Origin of the sequence: Aquimarina sp. AD1, from assembly GCF_003443695.1 — a bacterium.
In the GTDB taxonomy this organism is placed as follows: domain Bacteria; phylum Bacteroidota; class Bacteroidia; order Flavobacteriales; family Flavobacteriaceae; genus Aquimarina; species Aquimarina latercula.
In genome coordinates, this window is sequence record NZ_CP031966.1 from 3,390,656 (window position 1) to 3,412,597 (window position 21,942).

Consider the following 21,942-nt stretch of genomic DNA (forward strand, 5'->3'; position numbering starts at 1 on the left):
TTAATAATGCAGGATTTAAACGAAATACTCGATCAGATTCCAATTCGGCACGACGTTTTTTCCTATATCATGTTTTTAGGAATCACTATAGGTTTCCTGTTGAGTTTTGTAATTCTTTTACGAAGCTATAAAAAAAACATCGCATTTCGGTTTCTTGCACTATTCCTTATTATACAAGCCACTATTACACTGGATAACTTTTTATGTTATACCGGTTTAATGAAATATACCATTGGGTTTAATGATTCTAGTGAGCCTCTAGTACTTATTCTAGGGCCAAGCATATATCTATTTGTTTATACCTTATTAAAGCGAAAAAGGATCGCATTAAAACATAGTGGATTGCATCTAATTCCTGCTATTTTGTATGGTATTTCTCAGCTGCAATACTATCTTCAATCTGATTCGATTAAACTCAATGCCTATCTCAACGCATATTTTCCAAAATTAAAAACAGCGTCCGTCCCCAACAATATAGACTATAGTTACCTTTTGATCAAAGATGAGTTTAGATGGCTAATTCTTGCAAGTTTTACCATATACATCCTGTTATCATTTAGAATCCTTTACTTCTATTTACGAAGACAAAACACAAGTCTTAGCCGAAAAACGATTCATAATAAATACTCCTTTACTCGTAATTTAGTTATTTCATTTCTGATCGTTTTTATTATAATTTTTTCAATTTATTTGAATTATGAAGATGATTCGGGAGATCACTACATAACGGTTTTTGTAAATTTTACGGTTATTATAATTGCCTTAATTATGGTGTCCGAATCTAGGTTTTTTGAAAACACATGGATTGCTGAAAAATACGAAACTTCTAGTTTTAAAGATCAAAAGATCTCGATAGAGGAAATCAAAGAATTTATAGAAAAGGATAAATTTTACCTACAAAGTTCCGCTTCATTAAAAAAACTTTCAGAAGAGCTAAATTCAAGCTCTAATTATATATCCCAAGTCATCAATACATCTACTGGACTTAATTTTAATGATTTTATTAATCAGTACCGAATTGAAACATCCAAATTACGTTTAACAGACCCTAATTACAGTCACTTAACTATAGAAGCTATAGGAAATTCTGTTGGATTTAACTCAAAATCAACGTTCTACAATTCTTTCAGAAAACATGTAGCTATGTCTCCTAAAGCATTTGTTACACTAAAAAAAGCTACTTGACCGTAGAATAAAATGTCTAAAATTACAATTCTGCACATAATTCGATTAATTTTCAATCCAATTCGAAAAGAAATATTTCACTTTTGGAAAAACAAATTTTTCAAAAGATATGGACAAAAATATTCGTCGTTACGACCTAGATTGGTTACGGGTTATTGTATTTGGTTTACTCATTTTTTATCACGTAGGGATGTTTTTTGTTCCTTGGGGATGGCATATTAAAAACAATGAAATTTCTGAAGGAATGCGTTGGCCAATGCTATTTTTAAATCAATGGCGTTTACCTATACTATTTGTCATATCAGGCATGGGAACTTATTACGCATTATCTAAACGAAGTTTATCAAAGTTCAACTTAGAGCGATGCTTACGACTTGGTATTCCATTGATATTTGGTATGCTGGTAATAGTACCTCCTCAGATTTATTTCGAAAGATTGGCTACAAATCAATTTACTGGATCTTATTTTTCTTATCTAGCAACAGAAGCTTTTATTGGAGTTTATCCAGAAGGAAATATCAGCTGGCATCATCTTTGGTTTTTACCATACTTATTAATATTCTCCATTATTCTTTCTCCTTTATTTATAAGAATTAAGAGAAATCCATCACGATTCATTAATTGGATACGACAACAAATTCAAAAACCCTATGGATTATATCTATTTATTATACCATTATATCTAATAGAATCTTTAATAGAACCTTTCTTTGATATTACGCATGCCCTAATTGATGATTGGTTCAATTTTATTAACTCTATGACCTTGTTTTTATTTGGTTTTATATTAATAGCTATTGGTAAAGAATTCTGGCAATCGATCGAGAATATAAAATCTAAAGCACTAGTTATTGGTATTATTGCCTTTTCCATTCAGCTTTTTATATGGATACAAGGAAAAGACAGTTTTCTTATTCACTTTACTGAAGCGTTGGTTAAAGTAACTAATTTATGGTCTTGGATATTAGTGTTATTTGGTTATGCTGCAAAGTATTTAAATAGAAAGAGTGGAATTCTATCTTATTGCAATAGAGCAGTATATCCTTTTTATATTCTGCATCAAACAATCACGATTATAATTGGGTATTATTTAATGAATTTAGAATGGAATATACTCCCAAAATTTATTGTAATGGTAGTAGGGACTTTTTTAGGAAGTTGGGTAATCTATCATTTCCTGATATTGAAGATTCCTTTGTTGCAACCACTTTTTGGACTAAAAAAAGATAATCATTAGTCTATTGAGGTATTAGGTATTGTTAGTTCATTGTCATTTGGGACCGTGTATTCTGTGCACGATCCTTTTTTAAGATTATAGCTTTCTAATGGGATTTCTATCCAATATTCATCTCCAAAGAATTTGAAAAAATAACGCTTATCTACATGAACTTCGAACACGTCTTGAACCTCATAATAACCATCTTTTTCTACTATATTACCAGCTGAATCTTTAGATTTTATAGAGATATATTTTTCTTTTAGATAATGAATATATGTAGAATCTTTACAAAAAAGAAGATGTTTGGGCTCTGCTGTTCCTCCATTCCAATTAACATCTCCATTATTAACGGTAAGCTTATAGCTATAACTATGAGTAGTACCGTAATTAGAATTTGTTATAATACCTCTATGAGTAGTACTTTTATTAGTCTTTTCGACTACTAAATGCGTATCATTTCCTAATAACGTATTTGTTATATCGATACGTTCTGTAGTTTTTGATCTACAACTTGTAATTAAAAAAAATAATCCAAAACTAATAATCTGTAGATAAACTAATTTTTTCATTACTATCCCTCTTTAGGTTTTTAGAATTGAAACTAAAAAGTATATGCTCAAGAAAACTATTTTTCTTGAGCATATACTTATAAAATTTATTACATCTACCTTTATTCGATGTTTACAACTTCCTCGATTTGAGGAGCATATTTTTTGATAGTCATCTCAACTCCTGATTTTAAAGTCATTTGATTTACACTACAACCAACACAAGCTCCTTCCAACTGAACTTTGACTCTTTTATCATCTTCAATACCTACTAATGAAATATTACCCCCATCACTTTCTAAAAAAGGACGAATTTCATCTAGTGCTTTCTCTACATTAATCTTTAATTCTTCAGATGTCATTTTCTATTTTTTTACTGCAGAACACCCTGCCATTGTTGTTATTTTTATCGCCTCTGTTGGTGGAAGGTTTTCATTTCTATCCACAACTTCCTGAACAACATTTCTTGTTAATTCTTCGAAAGCCTTTTCTATAGGAGTTGCTGTTTGCAATGCTGCAGGTCGACCTACATCTCCTGCCTCACGTATACTTTGTACTAAGGGTATTTCTCCTAAAAACGGAACCTCAATATCTTCTGCAAGATGTTTAGCTCCTTCTTTACCAAAGATATAATATTTATTGTTAGGAAGCTCTTCTGGAGTAAAATATGCCATATTTTCTATAATACCTAGTACAGGTACGCTAATACTTTCTTGTTGAAACATTGCTACTCCTTTTCTAGCATCGGCAAGTGCTACATTCTGAGGTGTACTAACTACTACTGCTCCTGTAATCGGTAAAGATTGCATAATCGATAAGTGAATATCACCTGTTCCTGGAGGTAAATCCAGCAATAGAAAATCTAATTCTCCCCAAGCGGCATCAAAAATCATCTGATTTAATGCTTTTGCTGCCATTGGACCTCTCCAAACAACGGCTTGATTGGGTTGCGTAAAAAATCCTATCGATAATATTTTTACTCCGTAATTCTCTACAGGCTTCATTTTGGATTTATCACCAACCTTTACTGATAATGGTCTCTCTCTTTCTACATCGAACATAATCGGAGCAGATGGTCCATAGATATCTGCATCTAATAGCCCAACGCTAAATCCCATTTTTGATAAGGTTACTGCCAAATTAGAAGTCACAGTAGATTTGCCAACACCTCCTTTACCAGAAGCAACAGCAATAATATTTTTAATACCAGGAATTGCTTTTCCTTTAATTACATTTTTTTCTGATTGTTTAGGAGTGGGGGCTTCTACTTTAATATTTACTTTTATTTTAGCTTTTTCATATACCTTTTCATGAATAGCTTTCATAATATCAACTTCTGCTCTTTTCTTAATATGCAATGCAGGAGTAGATAATTCTAAATCAACGATTACTTCATCTCCAAAAGTGATAACATTTTTAACGGCACCGCTCTCCACCATATTCTTTCCCTCTCCAGCAACTGTAATCGTTTCCAAAGCTTTTAATATCTCTGATTTTTCTAACTTCATGTGTATTTTTCCTTTTTCTAAAAACGAATCAATATAGAATGATTCTGAAGGCAAAGATAGGTCTAAAAGTTAAGATTCTAAAACCTATAAACATTGGAATCTCCTATGGCTATATCATGAGTAACAATATACCTATATGCTTTAATGGTATGATTTGTGATAAACTAGAATTTCTAGATTAAATCAATCATTATTTATGAAACGAACACTTTTTTTCTCATTACTATGCATCATCATTTCATTCCATTCCTTTGGTCAAGGAAAACTAGAAAAAGCAGAAAAAGGATTGACTAAAAGCAGCAACTATTACTCATCATCTTCCAGATCTAGAACATCGTCCAGTTCCTCTTATGAAGATAATTCTCTTTGGGGCGGATTAGCTATGGTTTTTATAGAAATGGGTTTATATGCAACCTATTATGGTTTAATTGAAAGTCCTACAGAAAAAGAACATCTTGCTAGTAATGCATTTATTACTAAATATCCTTATCACAGCTCTAATAGAGGAAACTATGCATATAATTGGGATGGAGACACTAACCTTTCTAGAATTACCTTAACCAATCGATTTGTCGCTGAAAACAATGAACTATATGGTAATCATATCAATGCGGATTTTAGATTTTTAAAGAGAGTTAGTATTGAAGCGGATTACCTGCAATTATGGGAGAACAATACTTTTTTTGGAGATAATTCTCTTGCTACATTTACATTTCTAGCAAAATATCATAGAGTTCGTACAGAAAAATTTAATGCCTATTGGGGTATGGGTGCTACCTATATTTCGGGAGATGTAGAGGAATTAGGATTTACCTATGCTATCGGAGCAGAATACTTTTTTGCAAAACCACTAAGTATAGAACTAAATTATAACCAATCTTTAATTAATACGCGCTCTTCAGATAAGTTCAATGCATTGCTTAACTATCATATCAACCAATTTAAATTTAATGGAGGATATGAATACCTACGAATTGGTGGTATTGGTTTTTCTACGTTTTCTGTTGGTTTAGGAGTTTTTATTTAAGAAATAGGAAGTAGTACGAAATTTATAATTCTTCCATAGGATCCCAAAATAATTTTTCAAAATTCTGTATTTGATTATCAATTACTTCAACACCTTCATTTTCTAATAACTGTTGCATTAAGTTTGTTCCATCAAAATGATGCTTTCCAGTTAAAATTCCTTTTCTATTTACCACTCTATGCGCTGGTACATCTTCTTGTTTACCAGAAGCATTCATAGCCCAACCCACCATTCTCGCACTTCTTGCTGCTCCAAGATATTTTGCAATAGCACCATAGGAAGTTACTCTTCCATAAGGAATTAGTTTTGCTACTTCGTAAACTCTATCAAAAAAATTATCATTCTTATCCTTCATCCCAAGTATAAATTATTCTAGCTAAAGTTAGCATAACCAAAACCAACATTAGTATTCCCATAAAATAATTAGAATACTTAGTTATAGAAGCTGTCTTCTTTTCTATTTTAAGAAAAGAAAGCACATAGAAATATAAGGTTACAAAAGTTCCTGTTCCCGCCGCAATCCCAAAAGCTACGATTCTCAATGCATCATATTGTATCTTTCCACTAACACTCATTGCTGCTGCTATAGTACAGAAATAGGGTATTGGTAACACATTTACAAGAGACATCATCATTCCTTTAAAAAGACTACGCGAACCCGCATGTTTATATACTTTAATCTTGGTTCTTCTTTGTTTTGCTTTTACAAAAAAATAAATAGCCATTAAGAAAAATATTACCGCTCCTGTTCTGAGCAACATATTTTTTACATAAGGATTAAAAAATATATATTTTGCGAGTAAAATAGCTAGTAAAGCTTGTATAAAAACCACCGCAGAAGCACCGATTGCCACTAAGATACCATTTTTCTTACCTCTTTCTAAACATGTCTTGGCTACAGTCATGTTAATTAATCCTGGAGGAATAACTCCCACCAGGGATGCAAAAAAAGTAACGAGAAAGAGTTTAGTAGTTTCCAAATCGATGACGCAATTAGGTAATTTTAAACTGAATGTAAGTTATAGGTTTATTTTCTTCCAAATATTGTTTTTCATAAAAAGTTTGAATGGAAGTTACTGCTTCTGGAGATCCTTCTTGATGATATACATTATGGTTAGCATACAACACTTCATGACCTTCTCCATGTAATAATCCTAGCGTATACCCATGCATAAATTCACTATCAGTTTTAAGATGCATTATTCCATCTTCTTTAAGAATTTTTTTATAGCGTTGTAAAAAATCATGATTGGTCATTCGATGTTTTGTACGCTTGTATTTAATCTGTGGATCAGGAAAAGTTATCCAAATCTCATCAATCTCTCCTGTATCAAAAATATGATCCACCAATTCTATCTGAGTTCGAATAAAAGCAACATTGTTCATCTCTTTCTCAATAGCTGTTTTGGCTCCTCTCCAAAACCGAGCACCTTTTATATCTATTCCAATAAAATTTTTATCAGGATATTTTTCTGCTAATCCAACAGTATACTCCCCTTTACCACATCCTAGTTCTAATATAATCGGGTTTTCGTTTTTGAAAAACTTCTCTCTCCATTTCCCTTTAAATCCCAGAGAATTACTAAGTACTTCCTCTCTTGTAGGCTCCACTACATTCTGAAAACTCCTATTCTCATTAAACCTTTTTAATTTATTCTTACTTCCCACCTGTTTATCTTCTTCTATATGTATTTGACTATTTAACTTGTTTTATGTTACATATAAGTCTTGATTTCTTTTTCTTCATTAAAAAGAATCAATCCTAACTACCTAAAAACATATACAATACATCCATTACGCTATTGTATTGTTGATTTCACCCTTTTTATACATCTTTAATATTATGAAAAGATTATTGCACTAACCTAAACATAATTTTTTGGTAAAATTAAGGAAATATATACTTAGAAGAATACTATTAATTTTAAAATAGCACTAGCAATTTTTGAATGATTAACTTACAAAACCTTAGATTTTGAGTAAAAAAGTACTTGTAGCACCCCTTAATTGGGGTTTAGGTCATGCAACCCGCTGTATTCCGATAATTCATGCCTTAATTCACGAAGGTTTCGAGCCTGTTATAGCCTCTGATGGAGCAGCACTAGCTTTATTAAGAAAAGAGTTTCCAGAATTAAGAACAGAAGAAATTCCTTCCTATAATATAGAATATTCTAAAAAAGCTAGTAATTTTAAACTAAAGATGTTGCTTAATAGCCCGAAAATTGCGCACGCAATTACAGCCGAAAAAAAAGCGACTAAACGTATTGTAGAATCTGATGATTTTTATGGTATTATATCCGATAATAGAATGGGAGTTAGATATAAAAGCCTACCATCTGTATTTATTACCCATCAGCTTACGGTTCTAAGTGGTAAAACAACCTCCATTAGTACAAAAATCCATAATAAATATATTAAGAAATTTGATGTTTGTTGGGTTCCTGATATGGCGGATGATCCAAGTTTAAGTGGAGAACTAGGTCATCCAAAACACAGTAACATTCCTGTTACTTACCTAGGCCCTTTAAGTAGATTTAATTATCAAAATTTACCTAAGAAATATGATATTATGGTACTATTATCTGGGCCGGAACCGCAACGTACCATGTTAGAAGAAAAACTGTTTCAGGAATTTGAACGTAGTGATAAAAAAATAGTTTTTGTAAGAGGTATTATTGAAGAAAATCAAGAGACCTATATTAAAAACAATATCACCATACATAATTACCTTACCGGAATAGCCTTAGAAAACACTATTAACAGTAGTAACATCATAATTTCCAGATCAGGATATACAACCGTAATGGATCTTGCTAAATTAAAGAAAAAAGCCTTTTTTATACCTACGCCGGGTCAATTTGAACAAGAATACCTGGCAGAACGACTTACTAACAATAAGCTGGTTCCCAGTTGCAAGCAAAATGAGTTTACACTAAAGAAATTATATGATTTAAATGCTTATAAAGGGTTAAGTAGTTTTAGCACCGACATCGACTACAGGGAACTTTTTCACTTTTTCCAAAGTAAATGAAAATTCACTTCCTATTCGATAATCACTTTCTACATAAATGCGTTCATGATGTGCTTCGATAATATGTTTTACAATCGCTAGGCCAAGTCCAGAACCACCCTCTTTACGAGAACCACTTTTATCTACTCGATAAAAACGCTCGAACAATCTTGGAATATGCGCTTGGGCAATACCCTCGCCATTATCCGTTACTCTAACGATTACTTTATTTTTAATTAGATTTTCTATACTTACTTCTGTTGTACCATCTTCTTTCCCATACTTAATAGAATTAACGATCAGATTGGACAGTACCTGCTGGATTCTTTCCTTATCTGCATGAACAATTATTGGATCTTGATAATTCATATCAAAAGTCAAAGCAATGTTCTTTTTTGATGCCTTCATTTCGAATAGATCAAAAACACTTTGCACCAATTCTATAATATCAAAATTAGTATAGTTAAGATTTAAATCTCCCACTTCTAATTTAGTGATCATATCCAAATCTTTGACGATATAGATAAGTCGTTCTACTCCTTTATTAGCACGGTTTAAGTATTTATCCAGAATCGCAGGATCATTCATCGCTCCATCAATCAGTGTTAGAATATATCCTTGCACTGTAAATAATGGAGTTTTAAGCTCATGAGAAACATTACCCATAAACTCTTTACGATAATCTTCTCTAACCTTTAGACTTTCTATTTCTGTTTTTCGTTTTTGAGCAAATTTTTCGACTTCCTTAATTAACGTTTTCATATCCGTCGTAACTGGACTTTCACCTAAAGTATCCATATCCAACATTTCAATATCATCGTATATCTTTCGTACCCTTCGATAAATAAATTTCTGAACACGATATTGTATAATAAGAAAACATATCCCATAACACAGCAAAATAAAACCTGCTATAAATAGTAAATTAAATTGATTTTGGGTATATAAAAAAACGCTCACTAAGAGCGTTAATAATAACGTTATGTACAAAGATGACAGGTATGCAAACCTGTACGATCTCTTAAAATTTTCTGCCATTATACTACAAACTTATAGCCGACTCCTTTTATTGTTTTAAAACTTTCATCTCCTAATTTTTCTCTCAATTTTCGGATATGAACATCAATAGTACGTCCGCCTACAATTACCTCGTTGCCCCAAACCTTATCAAGTATATCTTCTCTTTTAAAGACTTTACCCGGTTTAGAGGCTAATAAAGATAGTAATTCAAACTCTTTTCTTGGTAATATTATTTCTTTTTTATCCTTTACAATTTTATACTCATCTCTATTAATAACAAGATTTCCTATCTTAACAACATTATCATTAGAGTCATCTTCTTTTAATCTACGCAATAATGCTTTTACCTTACTAACCAATACTTTTGGCCTAATAGGTTTGGTTATATAATCATCTGCCCCGGCATCAAATCCTGCCACTTGAGAGTAATCTTCTCCACGAGCTGTTAGAAAAGTAATAATTGTATTTTGTAAATCTGGTATTTTACGAATCTGCTCGCAAGCCTCTATACCATCCATTTCTGGCATCATCACATCTAAGATAATCAAATGCGGTTTTTTCTTCTTAGCAATTTTAACAGCTTCATTACCATTTTCTGCCGTTAAGACGTTATAGCCTTCGGCAGTTAAGTTATAGCCAACTATTTCTAAAATATCCGGCTCATCATCTACTAGTAAAATTGTAATATCTTTTTTATTCATTTTCTTATTGAATTACTTCACTCTCGTAAATATACTAAGGTTAAAATGAAGTATTGATAAACATTTATCCAGGAAACAATAAACTAACGTAAAAATTTCATAAGCATAACATTAAGTTAACTTAATAAAATTGATTCAATAATTAATCTTGATGATCTCTATAAGTAGTTAGCAAATTCATAGTAGCCGTTATAAGATCTTTCGTCTCCATAAGAAGTCCAAAATAAAGCGTTGTATTTTTAGGACTGCTTTCTTCTGTTCTTGTTCGTTCTACTTGTTTATTAATTTTATCATTTACTAATGTAAACAATCCTTGCTTTTCTTCAATAATACTATTTAGACCATTAAATTCTCTACTATCGAAAATATTCTTGATACTAACAAAAAATTCTTGTAACTGATCCTCGATTTCTTTAAGATCCTTGATTTGGTTAAATCGTAGTTTTTTGTGATTATTATTTACGTGCTTATGACTGTTTTTAGAGATATAATCTAAAGACTGAGTAATGTCCTCTAAATGACCTAAAATAGAAATATAAAAACTACTAGCTCCTACACTTGATTCATCAAGGTTTTTAATAAAATAGAAAATACTATCTCTTAATTCTTCGACCTCAGTTTCTAATTTAGCAATTCCTTTTCTACTCTTTTTAAGAGATGCAAGATCATATTTTGCTAAACTATCTACGGTACTACTATAAATTTTATTCCCTCTATTTACAAAAGATTTAATATTACCAGCACTTTCTTCAATCACTCCTTGGATAGAACTACTCTCTGATTTCTTAAGACTATCTTCTGCTTTATCTGCTCTGGTTTTATTGCGATATCTAATAGTATTTCTTACCAACAGTATAATTGCTACCAACAATAAAATACCGGTCATAATCGGCTGATTAAAGTTGATCAAAAATGCTATTAATGCAGCTGCCAAAAATGCACTGATTGCTGTAAAAAACCAACCTCCAATTACATTTAACACTCCTGCTACACGATACACGGCACTTTCCGTTCCCCAAGCTCTATCTGCTAATGAGGTACCCATTGCCACCATAAATGTTACATAGGTTGTGGACAGCGGTAGTTTCATAGAAGTTGCTATAGAAATCAGTACTCCTGCGACCATAAGATTTACAGCAGCTCTTACCATATCAAATGCCGGAAGATCTTCTTTTCTAGCAACTACAGGAGCCGCTACTTGTTCAAACTGTTTATCCGAAAACTTCTTAAATGAAGCAGGTGTAATTGATGATATAACTTCAGAAATAAAAACCGTTCCTCTAACCACACCTCTTGAAAGAAAATTAGGACTAAATTTCTCATCTCCTTCTCCTTGACGCGATAAATCAATCGAAGTCTTCACAACATTTTTTGCTTTCGAAGAAAACCAAAGTGTTAAAACCATAATAAGTCCTGCTCCTAATAAAAGTAAGGTTGGTGTTTCTGCTTTACCGCTTAATGAAGACATCAAAAACTCAGTAGCTGGAACTCCAGAAGAACTCCACATTTGATACCCTTCCCAAGCAGCTATTGGAACACCTATAAAGTTAACCAAGTCATTACCTGCAAAAGCAAGCGCTAACGCAAAAGTTCCCACTATTATAATCAACTTATATATATTCACTTTTAAAAAGCTCATAAACACATAAGAGATCAAGGATAATAATCCAAATCCAGCAACTACTATAAACAAAACATTAGTTTCTAAAAAACCTCTAAGTGTTGTAGATATCGTTCCAGTTTCTGCATTTATGATAAACAAGTCTTTCTTTGCTTTTGCTAACTCCTTAACCGTCTCATAAGAACTTTCAAAATACAAGTTAGCCCATTCTAAAAACCCTAGTTTGGTGTCATTAGAAAATGTATCAATTACTAATTTAGCGTAATTGGTCCCTTTAATACCTTTAATAAAAATAAAATAAAGTATTGCCGTTAATGCAATTCCTCCAAACAATGCTCCTACCCATTTTGCTTTTTTAGCAAAATTAAAAGACAATAATAATCGGGACACATATTGAACAATTGCTCCTATAGAAAATGCAACCACTACTGAGAGTAAAATCCCTGCAATAATTTCACCTGCTTTTTTAGTATTGATATAATTTCCTAAATCTCCGAAGGATAGATCGGCATCCGCAGCAATCTTAATCAAAGCGACACAAACTGCAGCTCCTAACAATTCAAATACTATAGAAACCGTTGTTGATGTTGGCATACCTAAAGTATTGAAAAAATCCAATAGCAAGATATCGGTAATCATAACCGCCATAAAAATGATCATGATCTCATCAAAATAAAACTCGCCAGGAACAAAAATACCTTTACGAGCAACCTCCATTAATCCACTGGAAAATATTGCTCCTGCAGCTATTCCTATACTAGCAACAATCATAATAGTTCTAAAAGAAATCGCCTTAGATCCTATCGCAGAATTTAAAAAATTAACCGCATCGTTACTAACCCCAACCACTAAATCAGCGATAGCTAAAATAGCTAGCGCAACAATCATTAAAATATAAATGTCGTTCATATTTTTCTTACAATCTTATAAACCACAAAAATGTTACTAATAATCTAGTCGTATGTTATTGAAATGTTATCTTTTTTCTCTATTCTAAAAATGATGTGCATCCTGATTATGATTAAAATCATAATCATCTCAAGACGAATATCATTTATGCAAATCAACTTTTAAAAAACACCTTCTTACTAAAAACTTTAATCAGTTTTAAAGCAATGTTTTTTCAGGCCTTATTATATACTAGTTTTGAGAAACCTTTATAGAAATCAACACTTCAAAAAATTGACCTTATCGAAGTTTAACTTTATATATCCCCAATACATATAACTTAATTAAACCACTCATTTTTTTCAATTTACAACTTCGAATATTAACAAATATAATATTGTTTACATTGTAATTTGTTATTTTTCAAATACTTATGGGTTTAATGTTAATTTAATGTTATGCAAATGTTGCTTAAAAGTAAAATTAGTGTTACATTTGTAATGTAATCATTAAGAATCCCCCAATTAAAAAATATATTATGAAGAATTTATTATTAACATTTGCGATCCTTTTTTCTGGAGTGATGATGGCTCAAGATGCGAAACCTACTTTCGAAAAAGAAGGAAACTCAATAAAAGGAACTTACTTTTATGATAATGGTGAAATCCGTCAACAAGGATTTTACAATAAAGAAGGAAAGTTACACGGAGAATGGAAATCATACGATGTATCTGGAAAGAAAATCGCTATGGGACAATATAATAATGGAGTGAAAACTGGAAAATGGTTCTTTTGGAAAGGTGAAAAACTATCAGAAGTAAATTATTCAGATAACTCTATCGCTTCTGTAACAACTTGGTCTAACAAAAGCGACGTTGTTGTTAATTACGAACAATAAGTAAAATTTGCCAATATAATTAATATGAAACGCTCAGAAATTTTGGGCGTTTTTTTATTATACACATCTCAATAAAACTAAAAAAAACATTTCCTTTTCGAAGTTTATAGACAGAATTCAAAATTCATTTTTTAAAAATAAATTTACATAAACTACAAATAGCACGCTTCTTAACAATTAGGTAAACAAAAACAAACCACCTCTAAACACCTTATAAATTAACACTTTATACAAAAATCATTTTCCTAAAAACTAATCACAATAATCTTATCAATCCTTTTTAGGTAACAATTACATAACACTATAATTACTCTTATTTAATTTCTAAGTAACGCACAGGTAACAATAGCTAACGTTATTTGCACCGAATTTAGAACACGTTATGAGAAATATTGTTATTCTCTGTGCACTATTCGTTGTTGGAATAGTTAGTGCGCAGGAAACCGGCTCTATAGCCGGTACTTTGCTTGATAAAGAAGCAAACAGTCAACCATTACCCTTTGCTAATGTTTTAATCAAAGGAACTAGTAAAGGTACTACTACAGATTTTGATGGTCTATACACTATCGAAAATTTAGAACCTGGAACATACGTTGTAGAATTTAGTTTTGTTGGATACGAAACACTTGAAAAAGAAGTTATCGTAAAACCAAATGAAACTACTACTGTAAACGCATCCATTGGTGCTAGTGCAGCAGCCTTAGATGAAGTTGTTATTAAGACAACTAGTAGAAAAAAAGAAAGTGTGCAAGCACTTCTTTTAGATCAAAAAGGTGCCGTAGTTCAGAAACAAAGTATTGGAGCTCAGGAACTTTCGAACAAAGGTGTGAGTAACGCTGCTGGAGCTGTTACCAAAATTTCTGGAATCTCAAAACAAGAAGGTGGAGGTAATGTTTATGTTAGAGGTCTCGGAGACAGATACCTGAACACAACATTTAATGGTTTATCATTACCAGCAAATAATGTAGATAAGAAAAATATAGATCTTGGGCTTTTCTCTTCTGATGTTATTCAGAATATCGGTGTAAGCAAAACATATGCTGCTAATTTTTATGGTGATTTTGCAGCAGGTAATGTAGATATTATTGCCAAAGAACATGTCGGAAAAGCATATATTAATGTAGACCTAGGTAATACAATAAACACAGCTGCAATCGGAGAAAAGTTCGTAAAAAGTGAAGGAACGGGATTCTTTGGATTTTACAATAGATATAAAAATGATCCATTTGCTGTTGTACTATCTCACGGTATTGATCCAGTTTCATCAGAAGGACCGGTTGGACTTTCTGGATCCATAACTGCAGGAAAATCCTGGGAAATTGGTGAGGAATCAAAACTAAGCATCTTTGGAACCGCTTCTTTTGGAAGTAGTTATGAATACGCAAGAGGACAAGCGGCAAATGTAACTGCCGCAGAGAATCAAATATTTAGAGATGCTGAAAGCTTTGAATATAGCCGTACTACTACTGCAATGGCAAATATTGTATATCGAATTAATCCAGATCATAGAATAAAGTTTACTTCTTTATTTATTAATGATGCAACAGATGAAGTAGGTCGTTTTGGAATCGACGGTAATGGATTTAACAGAAATACTATTGCAGATATTGACGATTTTGGTTTTTTTACTCAAAATGTTCAATTCGAACAAGACATGATTTATGTGAATCAACTATCTGGAGTTAGTAATATTAATGAAAAAATAAAAGTAGATTACGGAATTGGTTTTAACAGTGTTCTTGCTCGTCAACCAGATAGAAAGCGTATTGCATTAGAGCAGTTTGACCTGGCATTAGATAATGATCCAACTACAAACCCAGTTCTTTTCCGTAACGTAGATTTTGATAACCAACGTTATTTTCAAAATATCGAAGACCAAGAATGGAACGGTCGTATAAACGTAGCGTACGAGCAATCAGAAAATTTGTCCTTTAATTTTGGGTACAATGGACGTATAAAACAACGTGATTTTGATAATCAACGTTTTGGATTAAGTATTATTGAACCGAGAACAGAAGTTACTGATGTTAATGATTTTAATTCAATTTTTAATATTGATAATCTGGGTGTTACCTATAACACAGTAGTGATAAATGCTTTAGATCCTTCAGCCGGATTAGGAAACACAAACCTTCCGGGACTTCCAGAAAACACTTATACTGGAAACTTAGATATACACGCCTTATATGCTAATGCAATCTATAAATACGGAGAGAAATGGACATTTGTTCCTGGATTGCGTGTAGAATCATTCAAACAAAGCATTGAATACGATGTAATCAACCTTGCATTTAACAATCCTGGACGTAATGAGGCAACAGAGACTTTTTTATTACCTAGTTTAAATGTAAAATATGCATTAAACGAGGATCAAAATTTACGTTTTTCTGTGAGTAGAACCGTTTCTAATCCAGAATTTAAAGAGGTTGCTCCATTTGTATATGAAAATGTAACTGATCGTATCGGTGGTAATCCAGACCTATTAAATGATCCTGCATTCTCTTCTATTATCAATCTAGATTTAAAATACGAATGGTTCTTTAATAGAGGGCAGATATTTTCTATTGCTGCTTTTGCAAAACAAATTAATGATCCTGTAAACTTAGTATCTGCGAATGATGCTACAGGAACACAACGTTTCTTTAGAACAGGTGACAAAGCAGAAGTTTTTGGTCTTGAATTAGAAGCACGCAAAGCTTTGTTAGTAAACACTGAAGAAGAAAGTCTTCTTTCTGCAGGTCTAAATGTTACGTATACGGCTACAAAACAAGATTTAAAAACTGTTTCAGGAACCTTCAATACCAATTTTAATAGAGATTCTGATCAACTACAAGGTGCATCACCATTTTTGATCAATGCTGATGTAAGTTATACGCCAACTTTTGGAGATTATAAGCCTGTAGCAAACCTTGTGTTTTCTTATTTTTCTGATCGTATCGATGCATTAGGAGCAGGGCAATTAGGAAACATAGTTGAAAAGGGAGTGCCGACATTAGATTTCGTCTGGAAAAACAAAGTACGTGACAACTTTGAAATTAACCTTAGTGTTAAAAACCTGTTGAACCCAACGATTGAAAGAGTTCGAGAAAACGCTACAATATCTGAAGATGTACTTACCACTTTAGGCATTCCATTTAGTAGAAATGCAACTAATGAAATCAATCCAATAGATGAATTTGCGCTGTCTAGTTATAAAAGAGGAGTGAATATCGGATTACAATTTAAATATACATTTTAACCCAATTAAAACGAACACGAATACAATTAATTAAAATAAAAATCATGAAAGCAAACATATTTCTTTTAAAAATTACTGTCATTGCAATGCTTTTCGCAGCATGTGCAAGTGACGATACATCAGACATAACGATTAACATCAATGGTGATGGTTCTCCAGTTGATCCTACGAGTGAAGTTATAGGAGGTACTCTTACAGAAGACCTTACTCTTGAGTCAAATACTGAGTACTCGCTTACTAGCGCACTTATAGTTCCTGAAGGTTTTACATTAACTGTAGAGCCTGGTGTAGTTGTACGTGCAGCAACCGGATCTGATGTATACATCGCTGTATTACAAGGAGGAATAATCAACGCAGAAGGAACTTCTTCTAACCCAATTGTATTTACTTCTGCTACCTCAACTCCAAACCCTGGAGACTGGGGAGGTTTAATCTTATTAGGTAAAGCACCTATAAACTCCGTTGTTGGAGGAGATGCAACTTCTACTTCCGAAATTGGAGGATTACCATACGGTGGTAGTGTAGTAGATGACAACTCAGGGATCCTTAGATACGTTCGTATCGAATATTCTGGTGGTGCAGCGGATGCAGCTTCAGAAAATAATGGATTTTCATTCTACGCAGTAGGAAATGGAACTACGATAGAATACATACAAGCTTTTGAAGGAGCAGATGATGGAGTAGAGTTTTTTGGAGGAACGGTTAACGCTTCATTCATATCTGTTGTAGGTTCGCAGGATGATTCTGTAGACTGGACTGAAGGATTTACAGGAACTTTAACAAATGTATATATCGAGCACAGACAATCTCATGACAAAGGAATAGAAGGTGATGGTTTTAATACAGATATCGGAAACAACTCTAACCCTGTATTTTGGTCTGCTCCTACAGTTACAAACCTAACCATTAATGGACTTGGTTCTTCTAATGAGAATGAAGCTATCAGATTACGTGCTGGAACAAGAGCTGTATTTACCAATGTGTTATTAGAAGGTTTTGCAGAAGGTTTTGACCTTGATGATACCGAGACTGGAAACGGTGTATTAAGTGATGAAACTTCTGTTACAGATATCACTTTTGATGATATTACTCTTACTCTTAAAAATGATACTGGAGCCACTTTTGGAGAAGCAGATGTAATCACTGGCGTTGGTAATGGAACCGGTGCAGATTACAACTCATGGAATTCTGGATGGACTCGTAACTAATTCGAAATAAGAATTCAGCTAATTATAAGCTATTTAAAAGCATCTTGAAGATTTTCAAGATGCTTTTTTTTACGAGATCTTATTTTAAATAACTGTAAAGCACTTCTGAAAGTTTAATGCCATTTAACGTTGAGATAATACTTTTTTAATAATTAAAAATAAAAAAGTCTATTATTAAAATATCATAATAAACACGCTCAAAACCAGTAAACGCAACAAAACCTACTGAAAAACAAACAATTAATTCTCGATGCAATCTAAAAAAAACAAATCACAGTGCTAAAAACCTAAATCAAACCTATCTATTACTTTTCGGTAAAAGTTACACTTCCTTAATTCAAGAATAATAATAAGTTAAAACAAATCACAGCTAAACTCCTGTAATTTGCTTTCAGATTTTATCCCAAAAAAATATTTAAACAAATACAAAATTATCAGTTCAGTTTCTTTAAGAATCAGAAGATATTCGATTGATATAAAGATACGTGTTCGTAGAAGGCTGGAAGATCATTATTATCCAACAACAATAATGTTTCTCTTCAGCCTTCTCTTTTTTTATTAGACTCTTAAAAAGAAGCTTTTTTAAGAGTTTACAAATAAGACTATTATAAATGCTAGAGAATTTTAAGGTAATTCCTAAAAAAATACAAAAATATATTAAGTATAGTTAGCACGAGTTTATCTGATTGTTAACCCAAAAATCTAAAATAGCCCCCATTTAACACTAAGATAATCTTTTTGTAAAGTTTTATACAAATTAACGTAATCTGCTCCTGTGATTTTCAAAAAACAAAATCAATTTTAGCAGGTAAAGCGAAATATATTTTAACTACTTGATTATAAGTATTTTATTTTTAATATTTAATCGGTAAAACAAAACAAAAAAGAGTACTAAAAACAACTTTTCTCTCATTTATACCAAATTACAATCCCTTAAACTAAGGATAATAGTAGGATAAGATTTCTTACTGTAAAACCGTATTTATTTGTATCAGATTTTTTAAGGACACGAAATGAGAAAATTTTTCACAGTTATCGCACTGTTTTATCTTGGATTAAATTTTGCACAAGAAACCGGATCCATTGCCGGAACACTTCTAGATAAAGAAGTAAACAACCAACCATTACCATTTGCCAATATTGTTATTGTAGGTACAACTCAAGGTACATCCTCGGATTTTGATGGAAAATATGAAATCACTAACATCACTCCAGGAACATACACCTTAGAATTTAGTTTTACAGGATATGAAACGTTACGTATTCCTGATGTAGTTATAGAGCCTAATAAGGTAACTGTAATTGACACTGCTCTTGGCGCTACTGCAGCAGCGCTTGAAGAAGTCGTGATAAAAGTGCAAACAAGTAGAGAAAGAGAAGAAGCTTTATTATTAGAACAAAAAAATGCAGTTCAAATAAAAGAGAGTATAGGAGCAGAACAACTAACACGACTTGGAGTATCTAACGCCTCCGCAGCTACCACCAAAATATCTGGTGTATCTAAAGCAGAAGGATCTGGAGATATTTATGTACGTGGTTTAGGTGATCGTTATCTAAGCACTACTCTTAATGGATTACCGATACCTTCCGACAATATCGACAAAAAAAATATAGACTTAGAATTATTCCCAACAAGATTTATTGGAAATGTTTCCATAAGTAAAACCTTTGCTCCTTCTAATTCGGCGGATCTTGCTTCTGGAAATATCGACATCGTTTCTAAACAGGTTACAAAAACCAAAGATATTGGTGTAAGTGTTAGTGCAGGAGTTAATTCGAATGCTGCAGATAGTGATATTTTTAGCAATTTTAAGACAACAGCTAATAACAATGATATTTCCTTAGGAATATATAGCCGTGAATTTGAAGCTAATAATCTTGTAAACGCTTTAACCCAACAGTCTTGGAACACAACAGAATCAACTGCACCTATTAACTATGGATTTGGATTTAATATTGGAGGAATATTAGGTGAAGCTAGAAATCTTAAACTTTATTTCAGTGGAGGTCAATCCGTTGATCACGAATATAGAGAAGGTTTGTTTAGAGAATATGATCAAGGGAACTTAAGAGATATCGTACCAGAAGATGATTTAAGACGTTGGTTACGTACTGTTAACTCCACAGCAATGTTACACAGTCAATATAAGATTAGTGATGATCATAAACTATCTTTTAACAGTTTTGTCATTAACAAAGTTTTTGAAGAAACCTTAGAAGCTGGGCGTGAACGTACTACAGAGTTTTTCGAAGAACTAGATAATATTGAAGAAGGATCTCAGTTTCTTAGAGATCAAAATATAAAGAATACTTTTCTTTCCGCAACGCAGCTTATTGGAGAACATAGACTTTCTGAAAAGAATAACTTAGAATGGGCAGCGGGATTTAATTATTTAGTAGCTAATGAACCTAATAGAATTCGTAATGAGGTAAATATTCTTAATGACAACCCAAATACACCTGAGAACGAAGATGGGATTATAGAACTTGGATTTACCGGAGGGTTTCAGCAAAGAAAATCTGTTCAAGAAATTACCGATCAAGAAATTAATGCTAGAATCTCTGATAAATGGGTTCTTAAGCAAAATGAGGATGAAGAAGACATTTTTGTCTTAAATGTAGGTGGAGATTTTAGAAATAAAACCAGAGATTTCTTATCTCAATTTTTCGGAGTTGAAGAAGGTAATGTAGAAATCAACCCTACCTCAATAGATGCTTTAGGTGATATCTTCACTCAACAAAATTTTGACACTGGTGCACTACAACTTAATACGCAGCCAATAGATACTTATGACGCAGAACTTCTTTCTTACTCTGGAAACGCAAACTTTACAGGAACATTTAACAAGTTCACGGCACAAGTTGGTGTTCGTTATCAGAAAGATGAAATCGATGTTAACTTTGATGTAGGAAACTTTGTAAATCCTCTTACAGGACAAGCAAGAATTGGATCTTCAAATAAAGAATACGATAATTTCTACCCATACTTGAACTTAAAGTATTCCGTAAACGAAAAATTAGCATTACGTCTTTCAGGAAGTTTAGGACAAACATTACCTGAATTTAAAGAAATTGCACCTTTCCAGTACGTATCTCAAGTTGGTCAGGTATTTCAAGGAAATCCTAATGTAGAAAGATCTCAGAACTATAACGTAGATTTTAAAGTAGAATTTTTTCCAGAAAATGATGAGTTAATATCCTTCAGTGCCTTCTATAAGAGAATAGAAGACCCTATAAACCGTGGATTACAAAGAGGAGGAGAGGATATTTTCTCTTACTTCAATACAGGTGATAGAGCTCGTATTTTAGGATTCGAACTAGAAGGAAGAGTATATATAATTAAGAAACGAGAATCAAATCCTAATTTAAGACTTAGTGGAAACATATCTTATTTAGATCACGTGCAGGATTTAAAAGATGTTATTAGAGAAGACGGAACTCTTGAACAGACCTTTAAGTATGGGAACAGAACGGAAATTGGATTAGAAGGAGCTTCTGATTGGATCTCTAACCTATCCTTAACTTTTAACTCTGGTGAAGAATTCCCATATGAACTTACACTTACAGGAAACTATACATCGGATAAGATTTTTGCTTTAGGAGCTCCTAGAAACCAACAGCAACCAGATGTTTTCTTCAATGGTGAAATTATAGAAAAAGGGTTTGTTACGTTAGACTTTATCGCTAACAAACAGATAAATGACAATTGGAGCATTGGATTAACTGCTAAAAACTTATTAAACCCTACAATAGAAAGAACACAATTTATTCAGGAAGTTGTAAGTGGGGATCAATTTGAAGATACCATCTTATCATATTCTACAGGAGTAAACACTTCTTTAAGTGTTAGTTATAAATTTTAAAACTTTAT

At 32.4% G+C, this 21,942-nt stretch carries 17 protein-coding genes; 8 read left to right on the forward strand and 9 right to left on the reverse strand.

What is annotated here, in order from left to right:
* Positions 1-6 precede the first annotated feature (6 nt).
* Positions 7-1,185, forward strand: coding sequence for an AraC family transcriptional regulator (locus D1815_RS14645; protein WP_118387862.1), 1,179 nt, complete (start codon positions 7-9; stop codon positions 1,183-1,185).
* 109 nt (positions 1,186-1,294) lie between these two features.
* On the forward strand, positions 1,295-2,422 hold the full coding sequence (locus D1815_RS14650; RefSeq protein ID WP_199726715.1) for an acyltransferase family protein: 1,128 nt from the start codon (positions 1,295-1,297) through the stop codon (positions 2,420-2,422).
* Here the strand turns inward: D1815_RS14650 and D1815_RS14655 are convergent.
* From D1815_RS14655 to D1815_RS14665, 3 genes are all read right to left on the reverse strand, one after another.
* The gene (locus tag D1815_RS14655) at positions 2,419-2,973 is read right to left on the reverse strand and encodes a hypothetical protein (RefSeq protein WP_118387864.1); all 555 of its coding nucleotides are present in this window, start codon (positions 2,971-2,973) and stop codon (positions 2,419-2,421) included. The two genes, D1815_RS14650 and D1815_RS14655, sit on opposite strands and share 4 nt — an antisense overlap.
* 101 nt (positions 2,974-3,074) lie before the next feature.
* Entirely contained in the window at positions 3,075-3,314 is a 240-nt protein-coding gene (locus D1815_RS14660; protein ID WP_027394883.1) for a NifU family protein, read from the reverse strand.
* Between the two features lie 3 nt (positions 3,315-3,317).
* Positions 3,318-4,460 (reverse strand): Mrp/NBP35 family ATP-binding protein, encoded by a 1,143-nt coding sequence (locus D1815_RS14665; protein ID WP_118387866.1) that lies wholly within the window; start codon positions 4,458-4,460, stop codon positions 3,318-3,320.
* A gap of 196 nt (positions 4,461-4,656) precedes the next feature.
* Here D1815_RS14665 and D1815_RS14670 point away from each other — a divergent pair, with 196 nt between their 5' ends.
* Positions 4,657-5,487: an outer membrane beta-barrel protein gene (locus tag D1815_RS14670; protein ID WP_118387868.1), complete on the forward strand. Its 831-nt coding sequence runs from the start codon at positions 4,657-4,659 to the stop codon at positions 5,485-5,487.
* Positions 5,488-5,509: 22 nt separating this feature from the next.
* Here D1815_RS14670 and D1815_RS14675 read toward each other — a convergent pair whose 3' ends face one another.
* From D1815_RS14675 to trmB, 3 genes are read right to left on the reverse strand one after another with little or no spacing between them, the layout of a single operon-like run.
* Positions 5,510-5,842: an MGMT family protein gene (locus D1815_RS14675; RefSeq protein WP_027394880.1), complete on the reverse strand. Its 333-nt coding sequence runs from the start codon at positions 5,840-5,842 to the stop codon at positions 5,510-5,512.
* Complete coding sequence (locus tag D1815_RS14680; protein ID WP_027394879.1) at positions 5,832-6,467, reverse strand: LysE family translocator; 636 nt, start codon at positions 6,465-6,467, stop codon at positions 5,832-5,834. The genes D1815_RS14675 and D1815_RS14680 overlap by 11 nt, the downstream gene beginning before the upstream one ends.
* A 13-nt stretch (positions 6,468-6,480) precedes the next feature.
* Positions 6,481-7,155 (reverse strand): tRNA (guanosine(46)-N7)-methyltransferase TrmB, encoded by a 675-nt coding sequence (gene trmB, locus D1815_RS14685; RefSeq protein ID WP_027394878.1) that lies wholly within the window; start codon positions 7,153-7,155, stop codon positions 6,481-6,483.
* Positions 7,156-7,462: 307 nt separating this feature from the next.
* Between trmB and D1815_RS14690 the strand changes: the two genes are divergently transcribed.
* Positions 7,463-8,518 carry a glycosyltransferase gene (locus tag D1815_RS14690; RefSeq protein WP_027394877.1) on the forward strand — a complete coding sequence of 352 codons (1,056 nt, stop codon included), beginning with the start codon at positions 7,463-7,465 and terminating at the stop codon, positions 8,516-8,518.
* On the opposite strand, the gene D1815_RS14695 is transcribed toward D1815_RS14690, so the two are convergent.
* The 3 genes from D1815_RS14695 to D1815_RS14705 all read right to left on the reverse strand — a co-directional run bounded on the left by D1815_RS14695 (position 8,456) and on the right by D1815_RS14705 (position 12,748).
* A complete protein-coding gene (locus tag D1815_RS14695; RefSeq protein ID WP_027394876.1) occupies positions 8,456-9,535 on the reverse strand; it encodes a cell wall metabolism sensor histidine kinase WalK in 1,080 nt (359 codons plus the stop codon). The two genes, D1815_RS14690 and D1815_RS14695, sit on opposite strands and share 63 nt — an antisense overlap.
* On the reverse strand, positions 9,535-10,218 hold the full coding sequence (locus tag D1815_RS14700) for a response regulator transcription factor (RefSeq protein ID WP_027394875.1): 684 nt from the start codon (positions 10,216-10,218) through the stop codon (positions 9,535-9,537). The genes D1815_RS14695 and D1815_RS14700 overlap by 1 nt, the downstream gene beginning before the upstream one ends.
* 142 nt (positions 10,219-10,360) lie before the next feature.
* On the reverse strand, positions 10,361-12,748 hold the full coding sequence (locus D1815_RS14705; protein WP_118387870.1) for an inorganic phosphate transporter: 2,388 nt from the start codon (positions 12,746-12,748) through the stop codon (positions 10,361-10,363).
* A 517-nt stretch (positions 12,749-13,265) separates the two neighbouring features.
* Between D1815_RS14705 and D1815_RS14710 the strand changes: the two genes are divergently transcribed.
* The 4 genes from D1815_RS14710 to D1815_RS14725 all read left to right on the forward strand — a co-directional run bounded on the left by D1815_RS14710 (position 13,266) and on the right by D1815_RS14725 (position 21,934).
* The gene (locus tag D1815_RS14710) at positions 13,266-13,625 is read left to right on the forward strand and encodes a toxin-antitoxin system YwqK family antitoxin (RefSeq protein WP_027394873.1); all 360 of its coding nucleotides are present in this window, start codon (positions 13,266-13,268) and stop codon (positions 13,623-13,625) included.
* Between the two features lie 382 nt (positions 13,626-14,007).
* A complete protein-coding gene (locus tag D1815_RS14715) occupies positions 14,008-16,863 on the forward strand; it encodes a TonB-dependent receptor (RefSeq protein WP_118387873.1) in 2,856 nt (951 codons plus the stop codon).
* Between the two features lie 44 nt (positions 16,864-16,907).
* Positions 16,908-18,071, forward strand: a complete 1,164-nt coding sequence (locus tag D1815_RS14720; protein WP_027394871.1) for a hypothetical protein — start codon at positions 16,908-16,910, stop codon at positions 18,069-18,071.
* 1,013 nt (positions 18,072-19,084) lie between these two features.
* Positions 19,085-21,934 carry a TonB-dependent receptor gene (locus D1815_RS14725; protein WP_118387875.1) on the forward strand — a complete coding sequence of 950 codons (2,850 nt, stop codon included), beginning with the start codon at positions 19,085-19,087 and terminating at the stop codon, positions 21,932-21,934.
* Positions 21,935-21,942 lie beyond the last annotated feature (8 nt).